The sequence below is a fragment of the Proteus sp. Marseille-Q3619 genome, assembly GCF_965283115.1.
The window spans coordinates 563,270-588,707 of sequence record NZ_CBDIMP010000001.1 but is presented as its reverse complement, the minus strand read 5'-3'; the positions used below and the strand labels follow the sequence as shown (position 1 = coordinate 588,707).

Annotated in this window: 18 protein-coding genes and 1 riboswitch; of the genes, 5 read left to right on the top strand and 13 right to left on the bottom strand. The window is 39.1% G+C overall.

All coding sequences use genetic code 11. The features are described from left to right. Positions 1-3 precede the first annotated feature (3 nt). On the top strand, positions 4-1,386 hold the full coding sequence (locus ACWPWK_RS02750; RefSeq protein ID WP_109374214.1) for an amino acid permease: 1,383 nt from the start codon (positions 4-6) through the stop codon (positions 1,384-1,386). 104 nt (positions 1,387-1,490) lie between these two features. On the opposite strand, the gene pagP is transcribed toward ACWPWK_RS02750, so the two are convergent. Together pagP and ACWPWK_RS02740 are read right to left on the bottom strand one after the other, a co-directional pair. After that, a complete protein-coding gene (gene pagP / locus ACWPWK_RS02745) occupies positions 1,491-2,126 on the bottom strand; it encodes a lipid IV(A) palmitoyltransferase PagP (protein ID WP_109374215.1) in 636 nt (211 codons plus the stop codon). Between the two features lie 613 nt (positions 2,127-2,739). Next, on the bottom strand, positions 2,740-3,384 hold the full coding sequence (locus ACWPWK_RS02740) for a hypothetical protein (protein WP_109374216.1): 645 nt from the start codon (positions 3,382-3,384) through the stop codon (positions 2,740-2,742). A gap of 316 nt (positions 3,385-3,700) precedes the next feature. Next, positions 3,701-3,789, top strand: a riboswitch (TPP riboswitch). Between the two features lie 51 nt (positions 3,790-3,840). Between ACWPWK_RS02740 and thiD the strand changes: the two genes are divergently transcribed. Further along, positions 3,841-4,638: a bifunctional hydroxymethylpyrimidine kinase/phosphomethylpyrimidine kinase gene (gene thiD, locus ACWPWK_RS02735; RefSeq protein WP_109374217.1), complete on the top strand. Its 798-nt coding sequence runs from the start codon at positions 3,841-3,843 to the stop codon at positions 4,636-4,638. A gap of 51 nt (positions 4,639-4,689) precedes the next feature. Here thiD and fbaB read toward each other — a convergent pair whose 3' ends face one another. The 8 genes from fbaB to ACWPWK_RS02695 form a co-directional block, all read right to left on the bottom strand. Then, positions 4,690-5,739, bottom strand: a complete 1,050-nt coding sequence (fbaB, locus tag ACWPWK_RS02730; RefSeq protein ID WP_006533078.1) for a class I fructose-bisphosphate aldolase — start codon at positions 5,737-5,739, stop codon at positions 4,690-4,692. A 49-nt stretch (positions 5,740-5,788) separates the two neighbouring features. After that, positions 5,789-6,682 carry a lipid kinase YegS gene (gene yegS, locus ACWPWK_RS02725; protein ID WP_109374218.1) on the bottom strand — a complete coding sequence of 298 codons (894 nt, stop codon included), beginning with the start codon at positions 6,680-6,682 and terminating at the stop codon, positions 5,789-5,791. Positions 6,683-6,980: 298 nt separating this feature from the next. Next, entirely contained in the window at positions 6,981-8,360 is a 1,380-nt protein-coding gene (gene trhP, locus ACWPWK_RS02720) for a prephenate-dependent tRNA uridine(34) hydroxylase TrhP (RefSeq protein ID WP_109374219.1), read from the bottom strand. Between the two features lie 119 nt (positions 8,361-8,479). Beyond that, on the bottom strand, positions 8,480-9,187 hold the full coding sequence (gene baeR, locus ACWPWK_RS02715) for an envelope stress response regulator BaeR (RefSeq protein ID WP_109374220.1): 708 nt from the start codon (positions 9,185-9,187) through the stop codon (positions 8,480-8,482). Between the two features lie 38 nt (positions 9,188-9,225). Continuing rightward, complete coding sequence (baeS, locus tag ACWPWK_RS02710) at positions 9,226-10,602, bottom strand: envelope stress sensor histidine kinase BaeS (protein ID WP_109374221.1); 1,377 nt, start codon at positions 10,600-10,602, stop codon at positions 9,226-9,228. Continuing rightward, the gene (gene mdtC / locus ACWPWK_RS02705) at positions 10,599-13,682 is read right to left on the bottom strand and encodes a multidrug efflux RND transporter permease subunit MdtC (RefSeq protein ID WP_109374222.1); all 3,084 of its coding nucleotides are present in this window, start codon (positions 13,680-13,682) and stop codon (positions 10,599-10,601) included. The genes baeS and mdtC overlap by 4 nt, the downstream gene beginning before the upstream one ends. Beyond that, the gene (locus ACWPWK_RS02700; RefSeq protein ID WP_109374223.1) at positions 13,679-16,810 is read right to left on the bottom strand and encodes an MdtB/MuxB family multidrug efflux RND transporter permease subunit; all 3,132 of its coding nucleotides are present in this window, start codon (positions 16,808-16,810) and stop codon (positions 13,679-13,681) included. The genes mdtC and ACWPWK_RS02700 overlap by 4 nt, the downstream gene beginning before the upstream one ends. Beyond that, the gene (locus tag ACWPWK_RS02695) at positions 16,810-18,045 is read right to left on the bottom strand and encodes an MdtA/MuxA family multidrug efflux RND transporter periplasmic adaptor subunit (RefSeq protein ID WP_109374224.1); all 1,236 of its coding nucleotides are present in this window, start codon (positions 18,043-18,045) and stop codon (positions 16,810-16,812) included. Before ACWPWK_RS02695 ends, ACWPWK_RS02700 begins: the two co-directional genes overlap by 1 nt. A gap of 562 nt (positions 18,046-18,607) precedes the next feature. Between ACWPWK_RS02695 and dtpA the strand changes: the two genes are divergently transcribed. Together dtpA and ACWPWK_RS02685 are read left to right on the top strand one after the other, a co-directional pair. After that, positions 18,608-20,074 carry a dipeptide/tripeptide permease DtpA gene (gene dtpA, locus ACWPWK_RS02690; RefSeq protein WP_109374225.1) on the top strand — a complete coding sequence of 489 codons (1,467 nt, stop codon included), beginning with the start codon at positions 18,608-18,610 and terminating at the stop codon, positions 20,072-20,074. 172 nt (positions 20,075-20,246) lie between these two features. Then, on the top strand, positions 20,247-20,879 hold the full coding sequence (locus ACWPWK_RS02685; RefSeq protein WP_109373668.1) for a helix-turn-helix domain-containing protein: 633 nt from the start codon (positions 20,247-20,249) through the stop codon (positions 20,877-20,879). A 22-nt stretch (positions 20,880-20,901) separates the two neighbouring features. On the opposite strand, the gene ACWPWK_RS02680 is transcribed toward ACWPWK_RS02685, so the two are convergent. Together ACWPWK_RS02680 and ACWPWK_RS02675 are read right to left on the bottom strand one after the other, a co-directional pair. Beyond that, positions 20,902-21,192: a hypothetical protein gene (locus tag ACWPWK_RS02680; RefSeq protein ID WP_244185070.1), complete on the bottom strand. Its 291-nt coding sequence runs from the start codon at positions 21,190-21,192 to the stop codon at positions 20,902-20,904. A 146-nt stretch (positions 21,193-21,338) separates the two neighbouring features. Then, a complete protein-coding gene (locus ACWPWK_RS02675; protein ID WP_109373667.1) occupies positions 21,339-22,712 on the bottom strand; it encodes an MFS transporter in 1,374 nt (457 codons plus the stop codon). 772 nt (positions 22,713-23,484) lie between these two features. Here ACWPWK_RS02675 and ACWPWK_RS02670 point away from each other — a divergent pair. Continuing rightward, entirely contained in the window at positions 23,485-23,706 is a 222-nt protein-coding gene (locus tag ACWPWK_RS02670; RefSeq protein ID WP_109373666.1) for a hypothetical protein, read from the top strand. 73 nt (positions 23,707-23,779) lie between these two features. On the opposite strand, the gene mgtE is transcribed toward ACWPWK_RS02670, so the two are convergent. Next, positions 23,780-25,243 carry a magnesium transporter gene (gene mgtE / locus ACWPWK_RS02665; RefSeq protein ID WP_109373665.1) on the bottom strand — a complete coding sequence of 488 codons (1,464 nt, stop codon included), beginning with the start codon at positions 25,241-25,243 and terminating at the stop codon, positions 23,780-23,782. Positions 25,244-25,438: the final 195 nt, after the last annotated feature.

The following is a 25,438-nucleotide window of genomic DNA, read 5'->3' as shown; positions in this document are numbered from 1 at the left end:
TGTATGGCGAGAGAGTCGCAACAGACAGAACTTAAGCGCGGTCTGAAAAATCGACATATCCAGCTAATTGCGCTGGGTGGTGCTGTCGGCGCTGGTCTGTTTCTTGGTATAGCGCAAACTATTAATATGACAGGCCCATCAGTAATATTAGGATATGCTATTGGTGGTTTTATTGCGTTTATGATCATGCGCCAATTAGGCGAAATGGTTGCCGAAGAGCCTGTTGCGGGTTCGTTTAGTCACTTTGCTAATAAATATTGGAGCCCGTTTGCTGGCTTCTTATCTGGCTGGAACTATTGGGTGATGTTTATTCTTGTCGGTATGGCAGAATTAACAGCAGCAGGTAAATACATTAACTATTGGTTACCTGATATTCCTGTTTGGGTTTCCGTTGCTATCTTCTTTGTAGCAATCAACTTAATCAATTTGATCAACGTTAAGATGTATGGTGAAACAGAGTTCTGGTTTGCCATTATTAAAGTGTTGGCGATTGTTGGTATGATTTTATTTGGGAGCTACTTACTGGCAAGTGGTAATGGTGGCCCTCAAGCTTCGGTTAGCAATTTATGGGAGCTAGGCTTTTTCCCTCATGGCTTTACGGGCTTTATGTCTGCATTAGCCATTGTTATGTTCTCTTTTGGTGGACTTGAGCTGGTGGGGATCACCGCGGCTGAGGCGGAAAACCCAAAAGTGAGCATCCCAAAAGCGACTAACCAAGTTGTTTATCGTATTTTAATTTTCTATATCGGTTCGTTGTTAGTGTTACTTTCACTTTATCCTTGGACTCAAGTTGTGAAAGGTGAAAGCCCGTTCGTACTGATTTTCCATAACTTGGATAATTTCTTAATCGCGAATATTTTAAATGCCGTGGTATTAACTGCTGCACTGTCTGTTTATAACAGTGGTGTTTATTCTAATAGTCGTATGCTTTATGGCTTGGCAAAACAAGGTAATGCGCCACATGCGCTTTCTCGCATTAATAAACGTGGTGTACCGGTAGTGTCGTTACTATTGTCAGCAATTGCGACTTCATTAGGTATTTTAGTTAACTACTTATTACCTGATCAGGCACTAGAACTATTAATGGCGTTGGTTGTAACCACGCTAGTACTTAACTGGATAATGATCTGTTTAGCGAATTTAAAATTCAGAGCGGCAAAAACAAAAGAGGGTGTAGAGCCTTTCTTTAAAGCACTTTGGTATCCATATGGTAACTATATCTGCCTGGCTTTCTTATGCATGATTTTAGTGATTATCTTATTTATGCCACAAGTGAATATTTCGGTAATTTTAATGCCATTCTGGATTGCGTTCTTATGGGTTGGATTTAAGATTTCCCGTATGAAGAAAACACCTAATAGTACTCAAGTAAGCCAAGATATTTAAATGTTACTGACTTATTTGGATAATAAAAAACGCATCATTAAGATGCGTTTTTTTATGTTCTATTTTTATTATTTGCAATTATTTTGAACGGAAAAAATAAAAAATTACTGCCAACGTAACCAAGCAAATAACACGTTACCATTGTTATAAGTACCAGGCACATAAGTGGCTTGTAATGAAAGATGTCCGTAACCGACAGACACTAACGGTAACGGGAGTGGCATAGGAATATAGTTGTATTCATGGCGCGCTGTAATACTTAGTGTAAAACCTGCGCCCATACGAAACCCATCTTTATCACCAGGATACCACATTTTCTCAAAACCATAGCCCATAATAGGCTGTACACGGTTATTAGAGTCCATAAATGCCATCGCATAAAGAGAGTGCCAATCACCATCGTTGTCATAACGATATTTACCCATACCAAAGCCCCAAGGTGTTTCGTTATAGCGATCCGTTTTTTCTTTATCGTAAGTAAAACGATTATGCCAAGTCCATACAGGCAAATAGTAGTTATATTGGTCATTGTCCCAAGTTTGATTGACATTACGTTTGAATTTTCCCCAGTAGCTTTCTTCATTATTAGATTGAGATGGATTACTGGTGATTTGTTGGTTTTCTGTCGTAATAATCTGATGGGTAGTGGAATTATTTTCAGAAGCGAAAGCAGACGTTGTTAATGCAAGAGACAACAGCGTTGTGGCTAATACGCTAGGGTGAAAATAGGATGATGACATAATATAACTCCGAGTACGGCATAAACAGTGATTCTGGTGATGACAAATAAACATTACTAATAGTGTTATTTAATCGACAAGTATTTAAGATAAGAGGTATCTGAAACTTTACTTCTTAAATAAAATCTTAAGGGATAAGAATCGGTTATAAAGAAAATAAATAGATTTATTATATTTATGGATGTAATTTTTTCTGATATTAAATGCTGTTTATTTTTATAATAATGTATTGTTTTTAATGAAAAATTAAGTTTTTATTAGATTGCTAATAAATAGCTGATAAATAAGGTTAAAGAGAAATAATTTTAGGTTGATCATTTTCAACAGCAAAATTCCATAAAATAGCTATTTTTATGACTTAATGAAAATATTGAGATAAATTTAATATCAATAACATTAGGTTATAAAAAGAGATTAATTTCCAGCGGATAATAGAGTAACGAATAAGAAGAGTTAAATAAAAAAAAGAAAAAAACAGAGGTTGGTTTATAAAACGTTTAGTTTTAAGCGTTAACAACAGGAGTGCAGTTTGTTTTTTATACAGATAATCCTATGTTGAGAGAGTGCAAATTAAAGAATTGTTGCTTACACACTCTCAACGTGAAGAAAGCATTTATTGAGATAATTTTTCTTGGCTAATAACAAGGAGCCGGTGAGTATGAGTATCACGATCCTTACCCCAGCAGAAAGCGTCCCAGTTTTCATAAAGATCATCAGTATCTTTCACTACTGTTAGAGGGCGGTTTTCTTCTGTTCCATCTGAAATATAAACATTAAGGTGAGCAGTAAAAGCCCAATCAATCATTGTTTCCCAAAAACGCTTACCTGCACCGGTTTGCTCTTCATCAGAAACAACAATGTTGTATGTTTTAAGTAAATAACTAAAGAAGTGTCTAGGGAGATATCTTGTCGCAATATCATGTTCTTCAGAAACAGTTCGCCATACTTTAACTTGGGTACATGTTGTTTTACTAAATATAATGTCTTTGCGAAAAATAAGTTCTACAAGATAAACTGTTTCAGGTGCATTGGTAGTTGAAATTAAACGATATTGATTGCGTTTTAAAGATTTAACAAAACGATACCCATTAGGGATGCTATATTCTGGTAATACAAAGTCTTCCACACCTTTTTCAAGGAATTCTTTTGTATGATCAATATTTCTAGAGTGAATTTTCAACTTTACATTAAAATCTGCATCAGGAATAAGATAAAGCATTGATTGTCCATTATTCTGTTGCGATGGTTCATTTTTCATTTAGCCCCTCCGCATTGTGTGATTGTCCAGAAATGCATTATAAATACCTCATCTAGCAGATAATATATCGATTGTCGTTAAAATGAACAAAATAATTTATTTTATTCTTATTATTTAAATATATCTGCAATATATTCCTTAAATTGATGTGTCATGCAATAGAAGCCATCGGCTTAGTATTTATTATATACAACCTTAGCTGATTTATCTTACTGAATCACAAATCTCAACAATAGAGAATCTATAGATTGAGATGAGCTATCAAGCTAGCTTCTTTATCTTGAGCATGCGATACTCGTTATCGCCTGAATTTACAGGCTTTGGCTCGGGGCGCCTTATGGCTGAGATGAACCCGTATAACCTGATCTGGATAATGCCAGCGTAGGGAAGTCAAGGTAACTCTGCTGATTAACAGAGCCCGACTTTTCTGTAACTGGTGAAAGGAGGAGTTAATCAGTGAGATTCAATGCATTGTCTATCGCAGGCACCGATCCTAGTGGTGGTGCAGGTATTCAGGCCGATCTGAAAACATTTTCCGCACTGGGAGTATATGGCACAACCGTAATGACGGCACTGGTTGCCCAAAATACCTGTGGTGTCCGTAGTGTCTATGATTTATCCCCTGATTTTGTTGCAGCTCAATTAGATGCTGTCTTGTCTGATGTTCGAATTGATAGTGCCAAAATTGGCATGCTCTCTAATGCCTCAATTATTGATGTGGTTTGCGACAAGCTTCAGCAATATGCGATCCCTTTTGTTGTACTTGATACCGTGATGATTGCAAAAAGTGGTGATCCTCTATTACAGCCTGATGCGGTTAATAAAATGGTTACTCAGCTTTTGCCTCTGGTTGATTTGATCACGCCTAATTTACCTGAAGCGGCAGCGCTGCTAGGTTGTGAAGTTGCTCAAGATGAAATAATGATGAAGCAACAAGGCTATGCATTGCTAAAACAAGGATGCAAAGCCGTGTTGATGAAAGGCGGGCATTTAACCGAAAATGAAAGCCCTGATTGGTTGTTTACTCAAGAAGGTGAGTGGCGATTTACCTCAAAACGCGTTAATACAAAAAATACGCATGGGACAGGATGCACACTTTCAGCCGCTTTGGCCGCTATTCGTCCTCAAGTTTCTAACTGGCAAATTTGTGTTGAACAAGCAAAAGCCTATTTACAACAAGCATTAGAACATGCCGACAGTTTAGAGGTTGGACAAGGTTTTGGTCCTGTACACCATTTTCATCGCTGGTGGTGATGTAAAAAAGCCCCTACAAAAGGGGCTTTAGCGTGTCGCAGAATTGTTTTTTTAAGCAATAGTGACAGATTTATTTAGATAAACATCTTGTACTGCATTAATTAGCGCAACGCCATCTTTCATTGATTTTTTGAAGGCTTTACGACCTAAAATTAAACCCATACCACCCGCACGTTTATTGATAACCGCAGTGCGTACAGCATCTTCAAGGTCATTATTACCTGAAGCGCCACCAGAGTTAATTAACCCTGCACGACCCATATAGCAGTTTGCTAATTGATAACGAACTAAATCAATTGGGTTTTCAGTGGTGAGTTTGGTGTAAACACGCTCATCAGTATGACCAAAACCAATCGCTTTAAAGCCACCGTTATTTTCAGCCATTTTTTGTTTAACGATATCAGCACCAATTGTAGCGGCTAAATGGTTCGCTTGGCCTGTTAAGTCTGCACTTGCATGGTAATCAACACCGTCTTTTTTAAATGCAGGGTTACGTAAATAGGCCCACAATACGGTGACCATACCTAATTCATGAGCACGTTCAAAGGCCATTGAAATCTCTTCAATTTGGCGACGGCTTTCTTGTGAACCAAAGTAAATGGTCGCACCCACTGCAACAGCACCCATTTCAAATGCTTGTTCTACACTGGCATACAGTGTTTGGTCATATTGCGCTGGGTAGCTTAAGGTTTCATTGTGGTTTAACTTCACAAGGAAAGGAATTTTGTGTGCATAACGACGAGAAACAGAAGCAAGAACACCATAAGTAGAGGCAACACAGTTACAACCCGCTTCAATAGCCAACTCAACAATATTTTTGGGATCAAAATAGAGTGGGTTTGCGGCAAAAGAGGCCGCGGCAGAGTGCTCAACACCTTGGTCAACAGGTAGAATAGACAGATAGCCCGTTCCCGCTAAACGTCCGTGATTAAACAGGGTTTGCATTGAACGTAACACGCTATTAGGGCGATTGTTATCAATCATAACACGATCAACAAAGTCAGAACCTGGCAGGTAGAGATTTTCGCTTGGGATGGTTTGGCAACGATGTTCTAATAATGATTTTGCATCAGCACCTAACAAACTTACTATATCAGTCATTACATACTCCAGTTCATGATGAGATGAGAGTGATTGTCATTTATCTACACTAAGATAACAAGTCACATTGAGGCGGTAACCGGCAGTGGATCGCTTCAGGTAACACAATAAATTCAAATTTATTCCCTAAAAGTGGTTCTCCATCTAAATTAAATACCATTTCATGAGAAGCACTAATGTTTACCCAGCGACTGTCGCGCTCGATAATCTTGTCGTTTTTTTTACGATCAAACAGACTATTTAAAAGAGAAGGGAGTAATTCGTGTGCTTCAACAATGGTGATATTGAGTTTATTGTCGTTAATTAATGCTTCGGGGCAGAGTTGTTGTCCTCCTCCTGCTTGACGCCCATTACCAATACCTAAAATCAGTGATTCACCTTCCCAGTGAAAATTTTCAGCTTCAATTGTGCAATGATCCGCTTTTAAAGAGTCAATACTTAAAAGGCCATTAATAAAATAGGCGGCCCCACCTAATGCTGATTTTAAGGCTTCAGGGGTTTCTGTTGTGATTTTTGTTCCAAAGCCGCCAGATGCCATATTGATAAAATAGTGAGTCTTATTCACAGCGATAACATCAATTGGTACAGCGCGACCTTTAACGGCTAAATTAAGTGCATTTTCCATATCACGAGGGATTTGTGCGCTGGTCGCAAAATCATTTGCTGTGCCTAATGGAATAATACCTAGAGTGGGAGGAGATGAAGCTGAAAGATGAATTAATTCAGATGCAACACGATTAATTGTACCGTCACCACCAGCTGCAATAACGTTTTCAGCATTTATATCAATAGCTTCTTGTACAAAACGTCGCACATCACTCGATTCCCAAGTCACTCTCACTTGGAGATCAAAACCTTCATCACGTAATTGGTAAACGGCTTTTCTTAATGCGCTATTATTCGCGCTTTTTCCATTAATGATTAGCAAACTAATTTTACTCATTGATGAGTTCCTTTAATTGAATCACTCTTTTAAAGGTAATTGATATCGAGAAAATTACTATGTTTTTTACAAATGATAACGAAAAAAGGAGTGTGTTTTATACAAAAGGGGGATTGATAAGAAGGGGACAAAAAGAAAAGGCAAATCCAAGGGAGATTGGATTTGCCAAGGAGGTGGTTCCTAGTCTTACTGTATTCATTCTAGTTCTTTATTTTTCGGAACTGATGATACGGTAAACAAATCATTATTGATGTGATCTGTATTTGAAATTGACCACTTTAAATCAGATTATGACGCTTTACTTCACTTCTACCGCATCAATTTTATGTGGTTGACGTGTTGTTGTACCTTGTAGGTTGCGGATCAGCAGTGCAAAATCTAAATCAACATCTTCAGGAACAGATAAATAAACCATGTGACCATTACCTGGTGCAACATCCGTTGGTTGCTGTTTTTTGTTAAACAGCGCTTCTAGCGTAAATTGAATATTTCCAGTTGGTGTCATTAATTCTAGGCTATCCCCTAAAACAAATTTATTTTTAACATCAACTTCAGCTAAACCGTTTACGCGTTTACCTGTAAATTCACCGACAAATTGTTGAGTGTCAGAGACAGAATAACCATATTCATAAGTTTGGTACGCATCATGGGTATGACGACGTAAGAAACCTTCTGTATAACCGCGGTGTGCTAAGCCTTCTAATGTCGTTAGCAACGTTGGATCAAAAGGTTTACCTGCAACAGCATCATCAATTGCACGACGATACATTTGTGCAGTACGGGCACAGTAATAGAAGGATTTAGTACGACCTTCAATTTTCAGCGAATGTACGCCCATTTGAGTTAATTGCTCAACGTGTTCAATCGCGCGTAAGTCTTTAGAGTTCATGATATAAGTACCGTGTTCATCTTCAAACGCAGTCATATATTCACCAGGGCGTTTTGCTTCTTCGATTAAGTAAACTTTGTCTGTTGGCGCGCCAACACCTAAAGTAGGCTCAACGTTTTTAACTGGGATTGGCGTGTATTTTTCAACGATATTACCAACCTCGTCTTCTTTGCCTTCTTCGACTTTATATTCCCAACGGCAAGCATTAGTACATGTACCTTGGTTCGGGTCACGCTTATTGATGTAACCAGATAACAGGCAACGGCCTGAGTAAGCCATACATAATGCACCGTGAACGAAAACTTCTAATTCCATATCAGGAACTTGCTTACGAATTTCAGCAATTTCATCAATAGAGAGTTCACGAGAAAGGATCACGCGAGTTAATCCCATTTGACGCCAAAATTTTACGGTTGCCCAGTTAACGGCATTGGCTTGCACTGAAAGGTGGATATCCATTTCAGGGAAGGCTTCTCGTACCATCATGATCAAACCCGGATCAGACATAATCAGCGCATCAGGACCCATATCAATGACGGGTTTTAAGTCACGGATAAAGGTTTTTAATTTAGCATTATGAGGTGCGATATTAACCACAACATAGAAGCGCTTACCTAATTCGTGGGCTTCTTGAATACCTTTAGCAAGGTTTTCGTGGTTAAACTCATTATTACGCACACGTAAGCTATAACGTGGCTGACCTGCATAAACGGCGTCTGCGCCATAAGCAAATGCATAGCGCATATTTTTTAATGAGCCAGCAGGAGAGAGCAATTCGGGTGTAAACATGGTTAATTTCCTGGTTCTGATTTCAAGTCAGTCCCCCACACATTGGGTAGGGGTATATCATAAAGGGGGGGATTCTAGCGCTTAAGTGTAGCGAGGTTCAATGTATTCCTGAAAAAATATCATCGAAAACGGTAAGCTTGGGTTTCCCAACGATAACCTTGACCATAAATTGAGCGAATAAATTCAATTTGATCGTTAAGTTGCTCAAGTTTACGTCGCAAGTTTTTAATATGACTATCAATGGTTCTATCCGTCACAATGCGGTAATCATCATAAAGATGATCCATAAGCTGATCTCGCGTTAATATCTTGCCTGGTTGTGTGGCTAAGGCCTTTAATAGGCGAAATTCAGCGGTGGTTAAATCGAGAATTTTATTATTGTATTGAATTTGATAAGCCTGTTCATCAATCACAACTAACTTATCGCTCTGAACAATATCTTGAGGACGATAATAACGACGCAATAAGGTTTTGACTCTGGCGACCACTTCTCTTGGGCTATATGGTTTGCAAATATAATCATCAGCACCAATTTCAAGACCTAATAATCTATCGACTTCTTCTGTTTTGGCAGTGACCATAATAATGGGAATGTCGGAGAATTGGCGCAACTCTTTACAAATTGTGATGCCATCTTTTACAGGTAACATAAGGTCTAACAAAACTAAATCATAGTGCTGCTGTTTTACACAATGGCTGACTTCCGCGCCATCGGCTAACCAATGTGTTTGATAACCTGATGCTTGCAGATAATCAATGAGCAATTGTGCAAGTTTGGGTTCATCTTCAACAATTAGGATTGAATAGGGTGATTCAGTCGTTGTCATTTATCAGCTCAATAATTATTAGCGCAAAATGATAAGGCTTAATTATCATCAGAATATGCAGGTAATTCTATAAGGATTTTCATGCCACCTAAAGAGGAAGGCATGGCACTTATCTTACCATTATGAGCTTCAATAATATTTTCGCAAATCGCAAGCCCTAATCCAGATCCACCACTTGCTCGATTTCGTGAACTTTCAGCACGATAAAAACGCTGAAAAACCGCTTTATATTGCGATTCATCAAGCCCTGGTGCGCTATCTTCTAATGAAATTAGCACACTATTATGGCCTTTCTTGGTGCTGATATGCAATTGACCTCCAGAATAGGTATAACGCACGCTATTTTCTAGCAGATTGTGAAAAAGCTGGATAAGCCTATCTGGATCGGCTTGTACAATCAGCGACGATAAATCATCTAACTCGGTGAATAAGGCAATATCTTTGGTTTGGTAAGTGTGACGATAAGAGGCTACCGCTAATAAAATTACTTCATTAATATCAACAAAGTCTTTGCGATAGGTTAAAGAGCCTCTGTCTGATAATGAAAGCTGGTGGAGATCATTGACGAGTTTAGTCAGATTCGTCACTTCAAATAACAGAGAATTTAAGGTTTCGGCTGTGGGTTTTCTCACACCATCTTGTAATGCTTCAAGCTCACCTTTTAAGATAGCCAGTGGTGTTCGCAATTCATGAGAGATGTCGGCCATATAATCACGGCGAATTTGCTCATTTTTTTCTAATGTACTGGCAAGTTGGTTAAAGTCAGTGGCGAGTTGGCTGATTTCATCTTTACTAGTAGGATGAACCCGAACAGAGAAATCGCCCGCAGCCAGTTTATGGGTTGCTTCAACCAAACGCTTAACAGGGCGTATCATACTGCGAGAAAGAACCAATGTGATTAGCAGTGCAAACAGAACAGTTGCACCTGCAATGATCCAACTGGTACGCAGTTGTTGCTTATCAAAACTGATATCGGCTTCACTGCTGATTTTATCTGCGGCACTGACAATCACCCATCCAACAATTTCATCGTGAAAGGTAATAGGCTTTTTAAATGTCTCTGCGGGAAATTGATTGTCATGTCCAAATAAGCGCTTCATGTCTTTATCTACAATCCAAAACTGTGTACGCCAACCGCGAGGCGGAGGGCCATCACCACTTTGGCTTATCTGATCAATGGTTCTTAATATTTGATAGACAGAATGTTCATCTTTGTATAAAAAATGCCAATCACCAGCTAATTCATATTGTTCAGTTAAGGCTTCTGCTAGATGAGTTGCTCGCTGTTCACTGTTTTTCTTGATATAGCCAATAAAGCCTTGTTGAAAGCTACTACGAATACCAATATGCATAGCAAAGACAACCACCATGCACGTTGCGAAAATCACCAGAAACAGCTTGCTTCTCAATTTCATGCATTTGCCTCTTTTTTGCTGATACGTCGTTGTTGCCAACGTTCACGCAATCCATCAAAAAATAGATAAATAACAGGGGTGGTATAGAGCGTTAATAGCTGGCTCATTAATAAGCCACCGACGATGGTAATACCCAAAGGTTGTCTTAATTCTGCACCATCACCACTGCCTAACATTAACGGCAAAGCACCAAATAACGCCGCAAGTGTCGTCATAATAATAGGACGAAAACGCAATAAGCTGGCTTGAATAATCGCCTCTTTGGCAGGCAATTTACCTTCACGCTGTGCGGTAATTGCAAAATCTACCATGATAATGGCGTTTTTCTTCACAATACCAATAAGCAACATAATGCCGATAAGTGCAATTAGGCTAAAGGGGGTATCGAAAAGCTGTAACGCCAATAATGCACCTACGCCCGCAGACGGAAGGGTAGATAAAATGGTTAGTGGATGAATATAGCTTTCATACAGCACACCTAACACTAAATACACTGTGACTATTGCTGCCAAGATAAGAATAAGCTGTGACTTTATGGTTTCTTGGAAAACCTGTGCAGTGCCCGCAAATGTGCCTCTTACCGTATTGGGTACTCCCAATTCAGTCATTGTGCGTTCAATAGAATTAATGGCATCAGCTAACGTATAGCCTTCAGGTATATTAAAAGCAATAGTTGACGCGGCGGATAATCCTTGGTGATTCACACTTAATGGTGCGTTAGCAGGATACCAACTGGCGAATGCGGATAATGGAATACGTTCACCTTGTGAATTGACCACATACATTTTATCTAATGCAGAGACATCTTGGGTATATTGTTCAGAGACTTCCATCACCACTTTATACTGATTTAATGGCGCATAAATGGTGGAGATCTGGCGTTGACCAAAGGCATTGTTAAGCAGATTATTCGCATCACTGACATTAATACCTAATTGCGACATAGTATCGCGATCGTAAGTCAGAGCCATTTCAGCGCCTTTGTCTTCTTTATCTGAGTTAACATCCACAAGCTCAGGTAATTCGCCTAAGGCTTTACGTACAATAGGCTCCCATTTACGCAACTCGCTTAAATCATCTGCTAATAATGTAAATTGATAACTGGCATTGGCTTGACGCCCACCCGCTCTTACATCCTGTACGGGCATTAAAAAGAGGTTGGCACCGGGTTCATTAGCTAATTTTGTGCGTAAACGATTAATGACTTGATTCGCGCTGTCAGTTCTTTCTGACAACGGATTGAGGGAGATAAACATAAACCCACTGTTAATGCGACCGCCACCAGTAAAACCGGTCACGCTATCCACGTCTTTATCTGCATTAATTTCCTGCATAAAGCGAGCCATTTTTTCTTTCATCGACTGGAATGAAATACTCTGATCCGCTCGCACAAATCCCATTAATCGACCTGTATCTTGATCGGGGAAAAAGGTTTTGGGCGCGCTAATATATAAATAAACATTTAAACCCAAGGTTGCGAGAAAAATTGTCATAACCCAGCGCTTATGGCGCAATGCAGCTTGTAATGTGACGCTGTAACCTTGTTGAGCGCGGAAAAGTAACTTACCAAAACCTCGTAAATGCGACTGTGCTTTCGGTTTCATCCCTTTTAATAAATGTGCGCACATCATGGGGGTTAGCGTTAACGAAACAAACAAAGAGATAGCGATTGCTGTCGTTAACGTAATGGCAAATTCTTTAAATAATCGCCCAACAAGACCATCCATTAACAGTAATGGAATAAAAACGGCAACAAGAGAAATGCTCATCGAAAGTACGGTAAAACCCACTTCACTGACACCTTTTAGTGCGGCTTGTTTAGGCTTTAAACCATTTTCGATATGACGAGAGATGTTTTCAAGTACGACAATCGCATCATCAACCACAAAGCCTGTAGCAACCGTTAATGCCATTAATGAAAGGTTGTTTAAGCTAAAGCCACAGAGATACATTGCTGAAAAAGTACCAATTAATGAAACGGGTACAGCAACAGCAGGGATCAGAGTGGCGCGACCTGAGCGTAAAAATAAGAACACCACTAAAATGACTAACGCCACCGCAATGGCTAACGCACGTTCAACTTCAGCTAGGGATGCGCGAATAGTCGGTGTTCTATCTTGTGCAACTTTTAAATCAACACTGGCAGGAATAAGCTCACGCAATTCAGGAAGTTCATCACGAATACGATTAACGGTTTCAATGATATTTGCACCTGCTTCACGGCGAATAACCAACAAGATAGCAGGCTCACCGCCACTCATACCCGCAGCGCGTGCGTTTTGTACAGAATCAGTCACTTGTGCCACATCACTTAGACGCACAACTGCATCTTGATTGTAATGCACAATAATTGGGCGATATTCAGCGGCTTTGCTTAGCTCATCATTGGTTTGAATTTGCCAACGATTGTCATCATTATTCACAAAGCCTTGAGGTCGTCGGACATTAGCTTGGTTTATGGCTTTTCTGACATCATCAAGGCTTACGTTTTGATTGAACAATGCATCAGGATTAAGTGCGACACGAACCGCAGGTAGTGAACCGCCACCGACAGAGACTTCACTGACGCCTTCAATTTGTGAGATTTTTTGTGCCAATCGTGTTGATGCTAAATCGTAAAGCTCACCCGTGTTTTGTGTGTCAGAGGTGAGCGTTAAAATCATAATCGGTGCATCAGAAGGATTCGATTTATAATAACGTGGGCGGCTTGGCATCCCTGAAGGTAGCAAGCTTTGTGATGCATTTAATGCCGCCTGTACATCTCGTGCTGCCGTATTGATATCTTTATTTAAATCGAAAACCAGTGTGATATTGGTACTCCCTAGCGAACTGCTTGATGTCATCTCATCAATCCCCGCGATACGCCCTAAAGAGCGCTCAAGCGGCGTAGCAACCGAGGATGCCATCGTTTCAGGAGATGCCCCAGGCAATGAGGCATTGATATTAATAACGGGGTAATCCACCTGTGGCAAAGGCGCCACAGGAAGTAACATAAAGCCCAATACACCGCAAAGTGAAATCGCTAAACTGAGCAACGTGGTTGCTACAGGTCGTTGAATAAAGAGGGCGAAGAACTTCATGATACAGCCTCGTTATTATTTTCAACGTGTTTATTGCGGTTGATATAGAGCGATAATTTATCAAATAACAGATAAATTACAGGTGTCGTAAATAGGGTTAAGATCTGGCTCATAATTAAGCCACCAACCATACAAACCCCTAATGGCTGACGTAATTCTGCCCCTACACCCGTACTCAACATTAAAGGTAAAGCACCTAAAAGCGCCGCCATTGTGGTCATTAAGATTGGGCGGAAACGTAATAAACACGCTTGATAAATAGCTTCGTAAGGCGTTAAACCTTGTTCTCGTTCAGCGGCAAGGGCAAAGTCTATCATCATGATCGCATTTTTCTTTACGATCCCGATAAGCAAGATGATCCCAATAATCGCAATAATATCAAGCTCATTGCCTGCTGCCATTAAAGCAAGTAATGCCCCAACACCCGCTGTTGGCAGCGTAGATAAAATAGTAATAGGGTGAATAAAACTCTCATATAGCACGCCTAATACAATATACATTGCTACAATTGCCGCGATAATCAGCCACAAAGTACTCGAAAGCGCGCTTTCAAATGCCAGTGTCGCCCCTTGGAATTGGGTGGTAATATCTTTTGGCATAGAAATCTGCTCTTCAGCCAATTTCACTGCATTCACCGCTTCTTCAAGAGAGGATTGTTCAGCGACATTAAATGAGAATGTGGCTGAAGGAAATTGTTCTTGATGATTAATAGAGAGCGGTGCCAAGCGTTGCTCTACGGATGCAATAGATAATAAAGGTACCATCGCACCATCTTTACCCGTTAAATGCACGGCTGAAAGTGCCTGTAATCCATCTCCGCTGCGAATATCTTGTTCTAATACCACGCGATACTGATTTGCTTGAGTGTAGATAGTGGAAATTAAACGCTGACCAAACGCATTATAAAGTGCATTATCAATATCACTCATTGAAATACCTAAACGGCTTGCTGAGTCTCTATCCACTTTGATATACGCCATCATGCCGTTATCTTGCCAATCACTGCTAATATCAGTCAATTCAGGGCTATCTTTTAATGCTTGAGAGAGTTTTGGTACCCAAGAGGCCAATTCATCTAATGATGTTGCTTGTAGCGTAAATTGATACTGAGTACGAGAAACTTGCGTATCAATCGTTAAATCTTGAGTTGGTTGTAGATAGAGAGTCATTCCTGAAATAGAAGCAATACGCGCTTGTAAACGAGGAATAATCACATCTATTCGGTCTTCACGCTGATCAAGAGGCTTCAACGTAATTTGTAAACGACCGGTGTTTAAGGTTGCGTTGCTTCCATCAATACCCACGAAACTAGCAATATTATCAATAGCAGGATCATCAATTAATTTATCAACGACCTGTTGCTGTTTTTCTACCATTGCTTGGTAAGAAATAGATTGTGAGGTTTCAATGGTGCCTTGCAATAGCCCGTTATCTTGTAATGGGAAGAAGCCTTTAGGAATAAACATATATAGCAATACGGTTAGTACTAATGTGCTAAGTGCTACGCCAAGCGTTATCCATTGATGGTTTAAAACACGTTTGAGCCAAACTGCATACACTGCAATCATTTTTTCAAAGAAACGCTCGCACGCCATTTCAAAACGGTTGTGTTTGATTTCATTTTCAGGCTTTAGCAATCGAGCACACATCATTGGCGTTAATGTGAGCGAAACCACCGCAGAGATTAGAATGGCAACAGCAAGGGTGATTGCAAACTCTCTAAATAGACGACCAACAATATCTCCCATAAATAATAGGGGGATCAGTACGGCAATCAGCGAGAAAGTTAGTGAAATAATGGTAAAGCCAATCTCGCCAGCTCCTTTTAAAGCGGCTGTTAACGGTTTATCACCACGTTCGAGATAACGGGAAATATTTTCAATCACAACAATGGCATCATCGACAACAAAGCCTGTGGCAATGGTTAATGCCATTAAAGTGAGGTTGTTGACAGAGAATCCACAAAAATACATCACCGCAAACGTACCTACTAATGAAAGCGGTACGGCAATACTTGGGATTAAGGTTGCGACACCATTACGTAAAAAGAGATAAATGACCATTACCACAAGGGCGATAGCTAAACCAAGTTCAAACTGCACATCTTTAACTGAAGCGCGGATCGTTGTAGTTCTGTCTGTTAAGATCTCAACATTAACGGACTTTGGTAAATTAGAGACTAAATCAGGCAATAAATTACGAATATTATCAGTGGTATCAATAACGTTAACACCAGGTTGTCGTTGAACATTAATAATAATCGCTTGCTCATTATTCGCCCATGCCCCTAATTGATTGTTTTCAGGTGCTTGTTCAATAGTGGCAATATCAGATAAACGGATTGGTGCGTCATTTTTATAGGTAACGATTAATTGACGGTAATCTTCTAATGATTTCATCTGATCATTAGCAGATAACGTCACAGAGCGAGTTGGCCCATCAAGGCTCCCTTTCGCTGAGTTAACGTTCGCATTATTGATTGCTACACGAATTTTTTCGCTATCTAAACCGTAAGATGCTGCGGCTTGTGCATTGAGTTTGACTCTAACAGCAGGGCGTTGACCACCCGCTAGTGCCACCAAACCCACGCCATTAACTTGTGAGATTTTTTGCGAAATACGGGTTTCAACCATATCTTGCAACTGTGTCATTGGTAATGTTGAGCTAGTAACCGCCAAGGTTAAAATAGGCGGATCAGCCGGATTGACTTTGCTGTAAATCGGCGGATAAGGTAAATCGGATGGTAGCAGATTAGTCGCTGCATTTATCGCAGCTTGTACCTCTTGCTCTGCAACATCTAATGGTAATGTAAGTTGAAACATCAGTGTGATCACTGATGCACCACCAGAGCTTTGTGACGACATCTGTTTTAACCCAGACATCTGCCCAAATTGACGCTCTAATGGCGCGGTAACCGCGGATGTCATTACATCAGGGCTTGCACCGGGGTAGAGTGTAACAACTTGAATTGTTGGGTAATCGACTTCTGGCAAGGCAGACACTGGCAACATGCGATAGCCAACAATACCCGCTAACAGTATGGCAACCATAAATAAAGTTGTTGCAACAGGGCGCAGAATAAATAAGCGAGAAGGACCGCCACCTGTACCGTGTGTTTTTTCTGTCATTACGCTTTCTCCGCGACAACACGGTCATTTTCTTTATTTTTTGGTGCTGTTGGTGTCACGATATCGACTTTTGCACCTTGTGTTAATCTATCCACACCATCGGTTACAACACGTTGATTTGCTGATAAACCCGAAGCGATAACCACTTTTTCTGCATTCTGTAATACAACATCAACACGTAATTTGCTCACTTTATCTTCGCTATCAACAACCCAGACAAAGTGACCTTCATTCCCCATTTGCAATGCTGCATTAGGAATAACCACCGCCTTTTCTAATGTGGTGACGTAAAGGCGTACATTTACAAATTGATTAGGGAATAGAGTATTTTCTTGTTGAGGGAAACGGGCTTTTAACTTTATGGTGCCTGTCGCTGCATCAATTTGATTATCAACACTAAATAGTGTGCCTTGTGCTAATTCAAATTGATTATTTCTATCTAACGCCGTAACAGGCAAATCTGCATTGTTTTTACGTGCTTGAATAACATTCGCTAAATCTTGTTCTGGCAAAGTAAAAAGCACATCAACAGGGTCCATTTGATTGATAACAACGATAGGCGTGGATGAACCACCAGAAATATAGTTTCCTACATCAACTTGCTTTAAACCCACTCGGCCTGAAATAGGTGCCGTGATTTTGCTGTAGGTTAATTGCAGTTGTGCATTGCTGATAGTGGCTTCATCAATACGAATACTGGCTTCAGATTGTTTTACTAAAGCTTGCTGATTATCTAACTCTTGTTGTGAGACTAAGTTAGTTTTCGCTAATTTCTGATAACGCACTAAATCAAGGCGTGCATTTGCTAATGTGGCTTGATCTTTTGCTAGCTGTCCTTTGGCTTGGGCTAATTGTACTTCAAAAGGGCGCGAGTCAATTTCAGCTAAGAGATCGCCTTTTTGAACTTGTTGGCCTTCGGTGAAATGTAGCGCCATTAATTGACCTTCAACACGGCTAGTGACGGTCACGCTGTTAGTGGCTTTTACTGTACCTAAAGCAGATAAAAATTGAGGGATATCTTCTTGTGTTGATGTTGCAACTTGAACAGGCGGCAAAGGAGGACGACGAGATCCTGATGTACCTCGACTCTGGGTGTTTGTTGCTTGAGTCCCTTTATTTTCGGGCGACGCTGTTTTTGCTGCATTAAATTGCCAATAGGCGTAACCACCTGCGATTACGACGATTAAAGCGATAATGAGAGAAACTCTTTTTTTAGCATTTTTGTTTTTATTCATTACTTTTGTGATCTCACTGGCAACTAGCTAATCAGAAATACTGAAATGAAAATCTGGAATGGTGACATTCTACCTGTTTATTCACAGTTAAAAATGGAGGAAATATGGAAATTAAGTCAAGGAATGTGTTTTGTTGGCGTTATTTTAATCAGTTAAAACAAATTGCTACTGGCATTATTTTACCGTTGTTATTCTATAAGAACTAATTTAGCAAAATATAGGTAAACAGTAGCGTAGCTTAATTGTTTATATAGGGATAATTAAGTGAAAAATAAATTATTGATTATCAGTGAGTTATTTTGTTTGATGTTTTTTTAATCGCATAACTATTTTGTACAAATGCCTGTAACTATGATAAAACGCAATAGTTAGTTATAATTCTTAGATAATTATGCTTTCCAGTGATAGAATGCCAACCTTGTTTTTCTCTGCGTTGAACTCTTTTCAAAGAATAACAATCCAGTATGAAATTCACCGAGCTTTAACTCTGTCTTAAATAACGAAATTTTTGTAAAAAATTAGCCTAAATATAAAGGCGTAATAGAATAATTAGAGGTTTTTAGTGTCAACTGCAAACACACCTGACGATGGACAAAAACCGAGCCTGAATGCATTTAAACAGCCTCGCGCGTTTTATCTTATCTTCTCAATCGAGTTATGGGAACGTTTCGGCTATTACGGTCTTCAAGGGATCATGGCCGTTTACTTGGTTAAAATGCTGGGCATGGGTGAAGCGGAAGCTATCACTGTTTTTGCTGCATTTACCGCGTTGGTCTATGGTTTTGTTGCTATCGGTGGATGGCTTGGGGATAAAGTCCTTGGTACTAAAAGGGTTATTATTCTTGGTGCAATCGTACTGGCAATTGGTTATGCAATGGTGGCATTCTCTGATCACGATAAAGACGTGATTTATTGGGGACTTGCAACGATTGCAGTAGGTAATGGTTTATTTAAAGCTAACCCATCTTCATTATTAGCAACCTGTTATGAGAAAGATGATCCGCAATTAGACGGTGCATTTACCATGTACTACATGTCTATCAATGTGGGTTCTTTCTTCTCTATGTTAGCGACACCATGGTTGGCGGCTAATTATGGCTGGGATGTTGCATTTGCACTGAGTGTTGTGGGTATGCTGATCACACTAGCAAACTTTGTTGTTTGTCGTGGTTGGATAAAAGATAAAGGCTCTAGACCTGATTTTGAACCGCTTAACTATTCAAAATTATTATTAACGCTGGTGGGTATTGTTGCACTGGTCGCTGTATCCACTTGGTTGCTACATAATAATGAAGTGGCAAGTTGGTCTTTAGCAATCATCTCATTAGGTATCATCCTGATTTTTGCGCGTGAAACGTTCATGATGAAGGGTGCGGCTCGCCGTAAGATGATTGTTGCATTCTTGCTGATGGTTGAAGCGGTTGTATTCTTCGTTCTTTACGATCAAATGCCAACTTCTTTAAATTTCTTCGCGATCCATAACGTTGAGCACTCAATCTTAGGTTTCAGCGTTGAACCTGAACAATTCCAATCACTTAATCCATTCTGGATCATGTTAGCAAGCCCGCTACTAGCGGCTGTATATAACTTTATGGGTGATAAACTACCTATGCCATATAAATTCACTGTGGGTATGTTCTTGAGTGCGACCGCATTCTTAGTACTGCCATTAGGTGCTAGTATGGCAAATGAAGCAGGTATTGTATCTTCATGGTGGTTAGTCGCAAGTTATGGTTTCCAAAGTATTGGTGAGCTGATGATTTCTGGCCTAGGTCTTGCGATGGTTGCTCAACTTGTACCACAGCGTTTAATGGGCTTTATTATGGGCGCTTGGTTCTTAACTTCGGCAGCCGCTGCAATTATTGCAGGTAAAGTTGCGAGTTTAATGGCAGTACCAGAAGACGTACAAAGTGCTCATGCTTCATTAGAAATTTATAGCAGTGTCTTCTTACAAATTGGTATTGTAACAGGTGTTATCGCAGTTCTAATGCTGATCACCGCACCGATGCTAAGTAAAATGACACAGTAATTTGTGCTCTTAAAAATAAAGGATGCCATAAGGCATCCTTTTTTGTATCCGAATGAAAGCAAGTTCAATTTTTATCGTGTACCTTCTATTTTAAACAAATAAATGACTATTATTTGCACTTGTTCTTTACACTTTACTCATCATATAATAAATAAAGTGTAAAGGAGGCGTTATGAACAGCACAATGCAAAAAAGATCAACACAACAACTCTCAGTAGAGAGAGCCGCTGTTCTTAAAAGAATGGTTAATTTGACAAAAGAGTTAGTTGAAGCCTTAGCAGAGAAAAAAAAATTAACTCATGCTTTGGAGATGACTGATAATGAGTTAGCTAAGCTTATTTTTGAAACTCAACTTGAACGAGCCTGTGAAATATCACCGAGAGAACAACAAAAAATTGCTCGCTTAAATGAAGGCGCGATTAAATTTTCAGAACAACTAACAGCATTAGGTGGAACTTGCCGAACAAGCCAAGCGGCTGAAATTTTGGGTGTTAAACGTCAAACGATTAATAATCGTCTGAAAACCAATAAATTATTAGCGGTTAAAGTAGGCGGAGAATACCGATTACCACTATTTCAGTTTGATGGTAATCAATTAATTGATGGGTTAGAAGAAATTTTGGTGTTATTGGGTGATCTGAGTTCAACAGCAAAAGTGTCATTTTTAACAAACATGTATTTTTTTGATGATGATGATAAGAATCTGAATATTACTGAAATATTAAAAAAATACGGTCGTATGAGTGAACAAATGCAGGAAATAATTCATCAGACTAAACTTTTTGGCAAACATACTTCTTTTTGATAAACAGCTCAAGTCGAGCTGTTTACTCATCCGCATTAATATCAAATCGTAATGTTTCTGTAATGATCTCAATACCTGAAATATCATCATATTGCCAATTCTGAGGAAAATTTTCTTTTTTATCATCATGATAAATATCGAGAGAGCAGTGTGATATTTCTGCTAAAGGATTAATACGCTCTTTTCTAGCCCAAAACGCAGTACACATTCCCAAATAGTGTCTTGAAGGATAGGTTATACCATCATAATCAAGTTCAGGTGTATTGGCAGCCCAATCAACAATAGTTTGAGTAAAATTATAGCATTTACCCATAGTTTTATCCGCAGTGATATGAAGTATGCCCTGTAATTTTGACATATCAATGAGTTTTGTTTTTCGTGTGGTACTGAGTGTATATATTTGTGCTTTTTTTAAGTCGCTCAATCCAAGAATAAAAGTTTTGTTATTTTGATAAAGACCTAACTGATCACTTTATCAATCTGCAATGCAACATCTTTTTCTCTTGTGGTGGGTTTTACAGCCGTCCAACCTTTATAAGCTAAAGGTAAGAAAGCGACTGCAATAGCTAATAATGATACGCCTGCAACATAATATGCACCTGCCATTGCAGTTTTTTCTAACCATATTCCTGTTAACATTGGCGTTAATCCACCGAATAAGGCATAAGCCATATTGTAAGCAAAAGACAAACCAGAAAAACGAATTGATGGTGGAAATGCTCTTGTGCTAACAATAGGTGTAGTTGCAATCGCCCCAACAAAAAAGCCCATCAAACCATAGTTAAAAGCTAACTGAAAACCTGACATTGCTGCATCTAAACTGCCATAGAAATGGAATGCAGTCACAATCAAACCACCCCATGATAATGTCATTGACGCGCGTGTTCCTAATTTGTCACTAATCCAACCCCAGAATATGCAACCTAAGGTTAAGGTTAATGTTGCAACGCAGTTCGCTTCTAATGATGTCGTTCTATCAATTTTGTAGATCCCTTCAACAATGACACCGGGGGTCATCAAAATGGTGACAACAATAGCTGTTGATAAAGACCATGTTAATGCAGCAGTAATTAAGCACGCTTGCTTGTGATTTTTAATAACTGAAACCACAGGCATTTCTTGTGCTAAGGCTTTTTTTGCAGCCATCTCTTTAAAGATAGGTGTTTCTTGTAAGAAGCGACGTAAGTAGACAGAAATCAAACCGAATACGCCACCTAAAATAAACGGTATACGCCATGCAAAGTCATTTACTTCTTGGCTGGTATAGCTACGTTGAACGATAATTGCCACGATTGAACCTAATAAAATACCGCCTGTAATGCCTGAGGTTAATGTTCCTACACCTAAGCCATAACGTTGTTTTGGCGTGTGCTCTGCGATAAACACCCAAGCACCTGGCATTTCACCACCAATGGCCGCACCTTGCATAATGCGCATTAATAACAACAATAATGGTGCAGCAACACCAATACTGGCATAAGTTGGTAATAAACCAATAACTAATGTTGGTACAGCCATTAAGAAGATACTTAAGGTAAACATGCGTTTACGTCCAATAATATCTCCGTAGTGTGCCATAATAATGCCACCCAAAGGGCGAGCAAGGTAACCAGCAGCAAAAATACCTAATGTCTGCATTTGTGCAATAAAGGCGTTATCACCGGGAAAGAACAAGTGGCTCAATGTTTTCGTAAAGAACACGAAGATCACGAAATCATAGAACTCCAACGTTCCCCCTAGCGAGGATAAACCCAACGTTTTATAGTCGTTGCGGTTCAATGGTCTTGCCGTAGGTTGACTCAACGGCTGAGTGGAGTGTGATTGTGATGTCATAATTACAACCTATAATAATCATCGTGATAAAAAATAATGCGTAATAAGATCACAAGTAAATTCTTTGAAAATTAACGAATAAAATAGGGTGAAAATAAATAACATCGAATGGTTATTTATAGGCTATTTATGCGAGAAAGAATAATGTTGTGATGATGGTTTAAGTTATAACAGGAAGCTCTTAATAATGTAAATAGATGAAATCAAAACAACATTACTGGCTTAAAATCAATGCATTTTAGGTTTTTAGTTTCATTTAATAGATAAAGATCATTGTTAAATTCCGTTTAATTAAATTTCAACAATATATAATAAAATTATTATATAAATTTAAAATGAATAATATTTTAGTGTTTTTAAATAAAAAAGGTTTTGTGTTGAATATATTTATTCAAGTCTAAATAAACAAGTGAATAATAAATTAAGGTATGAGTTAATTTATTATTATTCTATAAATTAACTTATTATTAGATAATTAAGAAAGCTAATAGTATTAATAATGAAAGATATGATCTGATAGAAAATGAAATATTAGAATATTCTACTGTATGTTAAATGTCGATGCATTGGAATTCAATTTCAATAATATTTAATTTTTGGAATTAAAATCCAATGAAATTTATAATGATAATTTTATTTTTGTGTTTTTATGCAAATCGTGGCTTTGGTGCGCTTTTCCGTTAAGTTAAAAATAAAAACAAAAAGAGGCATCAAAAAAATTATTCTTGGTTATAATTACATCAGTAAGTCAAATTGAACTGTCGGAGGATTTATGGTCTCTATTTCAATGAGTGCTGTTCTCTTAGCTGCAATTATTTTGTTCGCATCACTTTCTATCGTTGCATTAGGTGGTGGTTTAGTACTAAAAGCCATGCTTAATGACTCCAATCAAAATGACAGTTATCTATTAAGTGCCTCTGTTAAAAAGACTTTTATTACTTCATTGGTTATTGCATTGTTGCTTGTCTATTATTACCTATCAACAACGGCTTAATATTTGTTTGATTGATATAAAAAAACGCCACTGCATTTTATTATCAGTGGCGTTAGTGTAATGAGAAGATGTCTTAAACTAAGAAGATAGTTGCTAAACCTAAGAAGATAAAGAAACCACCTGTATCCGTAATCGCGGTTATCATAACGCTTGAACCAATGGCAGGATCTTTACCAAATTTTATCATCGTCATTGGTATTAATACGCCCATAATGGCAGCCATTAACAGGTTGAGCACCATTGCCATTGTCATCACGGCACCCATTGCAAGGTCACCATAGAGAAGGAAGGTGACAATTCCCATGATCCCTCCCCACACAATACCATTGATAAAGGCAACACCAAGTTCTCTTAAAATTAAGAAAGAAAAGCTTCCGGTTTGAATCTGGTGTAGAGCTAATGCACGGACAATCATTGTGATGGTCTGATTACCTGTATTTCCCCCAATACCAGCAACAATTGGCATCAGTGTTGCTAAAGCGACTAATTGGGAAATGGTGTGTTCAAACACGCCAATAACACGAGAGGCAACGAAAGCAGTACATAAGTTGATAGCAAGCCAAGTCCAACGTGTTTTAACCGCTTGTCCGACTGGTGCAAAGACGTCTTCTTCTGGGCTCAAACCACCCATACGACGAAGATTGGTATCGCTCTCTTCATGCATGTTATCAACGATATCTTCAACAGTTAATCGCCCCATTAGAAGACCATTACTATCAACAACAGCCGCAGAAATTAAGTCGTAACGTTCGAACGCACCCGCCGCGTCTTCGCCTTTTTCCTCAGGCATAAAGCTCACGGTGTCTGTTTTCATTACATCAGAGACAAGCTTATCAGGAGATTGCGTTAAAACAGTGGTTAATGGAAGCTCGCCCAACAGATGATTTTTATTATCAATAACGAAGATTTTATCCGTTGCTTCAGGAATAGAGCCCCGTTGGCGTAGATAGCGCTGTACCGTTTTTAACGTAACATTACCTCGCACAGTGACGAACTCAAAATCCATCATCTGGCCGACGCTGTCTTTTGGATATTGAAGAACTTCTCTTATTCTATTACGCAGACTTGGTTCTAAATAGGTAAGAAGTCGACGCATCGTATCGCGAGGTAAGTGCTCTGCGATGTACGCTTGCTCATCCACATGTAATGTGGCGACCGATCGTAATAATTCACGGTCAGTCATATCTTTAATTAAGCTGTCCCAAACGGCGACAGAAGCTTCGACTAAAACAGCACCACGTTCATTATTATCAACCAAATGCCACAATGCGAGACGTTCGTCATAGGGAAGGGCTTCAAGAATATCTGCAATATCTGCCGCGTGTAGATCTTGTAGTAATTCTCTAACAGTGGTGATTTTTTCATGAAGTTCATGGTGGCTCAGCCTATCATTTTCACTTGCTTCACCTAAAACGGTTTCAACAAAATGATCATCTTCGAGAAAGATGCTCAAAATTTGCTGACGCAGGTGTGCCACTTTTTGTGAATACGGATTGATGGCAGCCGCAGTATCATTGTTGATAGCTGGTTGAGACATGTTATTCCTTTTTAATTCTTACGAGGGAGATAACCATTGACACTAATTATTCCATTTTAGGATGATTATCGGTCTTCTCCGTATAAAAAATATGAATCTTGAACAATATTGCGTTGGTGATGTTCATATTATCGTCACAAATCAAACCTATGTTGTTATGTGATAGTTGTTGTATGATAGATGCAACAAAAGACG

Excerpts from the sequence above, each read along its gene's own strand:
- baeS (WP_109374221.1), bottom strand. The coding sequence starts at position 10,602 with ATGAAATTGAGAAGCAAGCTGTTTCTGGTGATTTTCGCAACGTGCATG.
- ACWPWK_RS02670 (WP_109373666.1), top strand. The coding sequence starts at position 23,485 with ATGGTCTCTATTTCAATGAGTGCTGTTCTCTTAGCTGCAATTATTTTG.
- baeR (WP_109374220.1), bottom strand. The coding sequence starts at position 9,187 with ATGACAACGACTGAATCACCCTATTCAATCCTAATTGTTGAAGATGAA.
- mdtC (WP_109374222.1), bottom strand. The coding sequence starts at position 13,682 with ATGAAGTTCTTCGCCCTCTTTATTCAACGACCTGTAGCAACCACGTTG.
- fbaB (WP_006533078.1), bottom strand. The coding sequence starts at position 5,739 with ATGACTGATATAGTAAGTTTGTTAGGTGCTGATGCAAAATCATTATTA.
- ACWPWK_RS02700 (WP_109374223.1), bottom strand. The coding sequence starts at position 16,810 with ATGACAGAAAAAACACACGGTACAGGTGGCGGTCCTTCTCGCTTATTT.
- ACWPWK_RS02680 (WP_244185070.1), bottom strand. The coding sequence starts at position 21,192 with ATGGGTAAATGCTATAATTTTACTCAAACTATTGTTGATTGGGCTGCC.
- pagP (WP_109374215.1), bottom strand. The coding sequence starts at position 2,126 with ATGTCATCATCCTATTTTCACCCTAGCGTATTAGCCACAACGCTGTTG.
- mgtE (WP_109373665.1), bottom strand. The coding sequence starts at position 25,243 with ATGTCTCAACCAGCTATCAACAATGATACTGCGGCTGCCATCAATCCG.
- ACWPWK_RS02675 (WP_109373667.1), bottom strand. The coding sequence starts at position 22,712 with ATGACATCACAATCACACTCCACTCAGCCGTTGAGTCAACCTACGGCA.
- yegS (WP_109374218.1), bottom strand. The coding sequence starts at position 6,682 with ATGAGTAAAATTAGTTTGCTAATCATTAATGGAAAAAGCGCGAATAAT.
- ACWPWK_RS02740 (WP_109374216.1), bottom strand. The coding sequence starts at position 3,384 with ATGAAAAATGAACCATCGCAACAGAATAATGGACAATCAATGCTTTAT.
- ACWPWK_RS02750 (WP_109374214.1), top strand. The coding sequence starts at position 4 with ATGGCGAGAGAGTCGCAACAGACAGAACTTAAGCGCGGTCTGAAAAAT.
- ACWPWK_RS02685 (WP_109373668.1), top strand. The coding sequence starts at position 20,247 with ATGAACAGCACAATGCAAAAAAGATCAACACAACAACTCTCAGTAGAG.
- ACWPWK_RS02695 (WP_109374224.1), bottom strand. The coding sequence starts at position 18,045 with ATGAATAAAAACAAAAATGCTAAAAAAAGAGTTTCTCTCATTATCGCT.
- trhP (WP_109374219.1), bottom strand. The coding sequence starts at position 8,360 with ATGTTTACACCCGAATTGCTCTCTCCTGCTGGCTCATTAAAAAATATG.